The organism is Candidatus Magnetobacterium casense (genome assembly GCF_019173545.1).
GTDB classification, from domain to species: Bacteria; Nitrospirota; Thermodesulfovibrionia; order Thermodesulfovibrionales; family Magnetobacteriaceae; genus Magnetobacterium; species Magnetobacterium cryptolimnobacter.
This window is the reverse complement of the sequence record NZ_JABXWD010000450.1, coordinates 1-2509: the sequence shown is the minus strand read 5'-3', so window position 1 is coordinate 2509 and position 2509 is coordinate 1. Positions and strand designations below refer to the sequence as shown.

1 protein-coding gene and 1 pseudogene are annotated in these 2509 nt (G+C 51.2%); one reads left to right on the top strand and one right to left on the bottom strand.

Features of this window, described 5'->3' with window-relative positions; genetic code table 11:
* Positions 1–279 precede the first annotated feature (279 nt).
* Positions 280–2061, top strand: a complete 1782-nt coding sequence (gene aspS / locus HWQ67_RS16185) for an aspartate--tRNA ligase (RefSeq protein WP_218253720.1) — start codon at positions 280–282, stop codon at positions 2059–2061.
* A 167-nt stretch (positions 2062–2228) separates the two neighbouring features.
* Here aspS and HWQ67_RS16180 read toward each other — a convergent pair.
* Positions 2229–2509: pseudogene (locus HWQ67_RS16180) on the bottom strand (hypothetical protein); the annotation flags it as partial.

Below are 2509 nucleotides of genomic sequence, written 5' to 3'. Positions count from 1 at the left end.
CAAGGCATTATTACAGACATAACTCGATGGGTTAATATGAAAGACCATATACACCCTTGATTTTCAACAATATAGAAAATTTTTGACTGATAAATCGCTCAGGTTAGGTTATACATGTTTATGCTCCCTTGCTTACCTTGATAGTTACAACCAACATTGCGGAGACAACTTTTCAAAAAGCTTGTCAAACATCCTCCGGACATGCTATCCTTAAGATAAAAGAGCACGATAACGATGATACGGTCAGGATACTTCACTGACAATCAAGAAGGAGGCAAGATGTACAGGGACAAGGGCTGTGGCCAAATAGGCATTGATGATACAGGCAAGGATGTTAGACTCTGCGGATGGGTATACCGCAATCGTGACCACGGTGGGGTAATATTTATTGATCTCAGGGACAGGACCGGCATAATACAGCTTGTGTTTAATCCCGATCCGCACGATGATATACGAAAAATAGCACACCACCTCAAGGCGGAATCGGTCATCGCCATACGCGGACTGGTGCGCAGGCGTCCGGAGGGGACGGAGAACCACGATATCCCAACCGGCATGGTTGAGGTCGATGTCATGACAATTGAGGTACTGAACATGTCTGAGCCGTTGCCCTTTCCCATAGATGAAGCCGGGGAGATCAACGACATTCTCAGGCTCAAATACCGCTACCTCGACCTCAGAAGGCCGGAGATGATGAACAACCTCACAACCAGATACAAGGCCTGCAAGGTCATAAGAGACTACCTCGATGAACAGGGTTTCATAGACGTGGAGACCCCCGTGTTGACGAAATCAACGCCGGAGGGGGCGCGGGACTACCTCGTGCCAAGTCGTGTAAGTGCCGGACACTTCTATGCCCTGCCGCAGTCGCCGCAGTTGTTCAAGCAGATACTGATGATCGCAGGGCTTGACAGGTACTACCAGATAGTGCGCTGCTTCAGGGATGAGGACCTGCGCGCAGACCGACAGCCGGAGTTCACCCAGGTTGACCTGGAGATGTCATTTGTCGATAGCAACGACGTCATCGGTGTGGTTGAGGGGCTTTTAAAGAAGCTCTTTTACGATATAAAGGGTCAACAGATAGAGACGCCCTTTGAGCGGATTAGCTATCAGGAGTCGATGGCGCGCTTTGGCAATGACAAACCCGACATGAGGTTTGGCCTTGAACTCAGGGACGTCTCTGGCTTGGTCAAGGACAGCACGTTTAAGGTCTTTCAGGATGCGCTTGCATCGGGCGGGATTGTCAAGGGGGTTTGCGGCAAGGGCATGGCCTCGTACTCCAGGCGTGAGGTAGACCTCTTGACGCAGGAGGTACAGGCGATGGGGGCAAAGGGGCTGGCCTGGATAAAGGTCAAGGACGTCTTTGAATCGCCCATTGTCAAGTTCTTCCAGGAGGGGATGCTCAGGGAGATGGCCGATATGCTTGGTGCACAGTCTGGGGATATGATGCTCTTTGTGGCTGACCAGGCGGCGGTTGTCAACGATTGTTTGAGTCGGCTGCGTCTGGACATAGGCAGGAAAAACAACCTCATAGGGACGCATGACAAGTTCGTATGGGTGGTGGACTTTCCGCTGATGGAGTGGGTTGCCGATGAAGGCAGGTTTGCCGCCCTGCATCACCCGTTTACCTCTCCGGCGGATGACGACATACAGGCCATACTCGATGGCCGGATTACCGGCAAGGCGGATTGCGCACGGCTTACGTCAAAGGCTTACGACATCGTCCTCAACGGCAGCGAAATAGGCGGAGGCAGCATCCGTATCCACCGTGCAGACCTCCAGCAAAAGGTCTTGGAGCTGATCGGGATCAAGGCCGAGGAAGCGGTGGATAGGTTTGGTTTTCTGCTGAATGCGTTGAAGTACGGCGCTCCTCCTCATGGCGGGCTGGCCCTGGGGCTGGACAGGCTCATCATGCTGATGACCGGCGCACAGTCCTTGCGGGATGTCATCGCCTTTCCAAAGACCCAGAAGGCCGCATGTCCATTGACCTCTGCACCCTCACAGGTTGACAAGACCCAACTGCGGGAACTCTACATCAGGCTCAACATCGAAGAGGATTGAGGCTTCTGTTGAGATGATACGACAGAGAGGCTGATTATTGAGTACCGTAGCCGGCCTCCTTGTTGTGTCTCTGGCTGCTTAACAGTGTCTATGGTGGGGGCTGACTCTATGGGGTAGCGCTCAATTTTAAACGTGGGAGCATTGTTCGAGCGCCGTAAAATGCCATTTTATGTCAGAATGGTGGCTTTGTTCTTTTCGTTTATTGCATCGAAATTGAGGATGTCCAGGTACTCCCACTGTCTGTATGCAACAACATGCAGTCCGTTGCTTGTTGCAAGGTTGATTATGTCTTCCTCAATAAATGTACTTGCCAACATTGGGATTATCTGCTTACCGACACACTCGTTGAAAAAGGTCGTTAGTGTCTTCGCCTTAGCAAGTATCTTCATGACGTCTCGCTCATCAGGTTTAGATTTTACCTCTATAATGAATGCCTTATCTTCGCAGA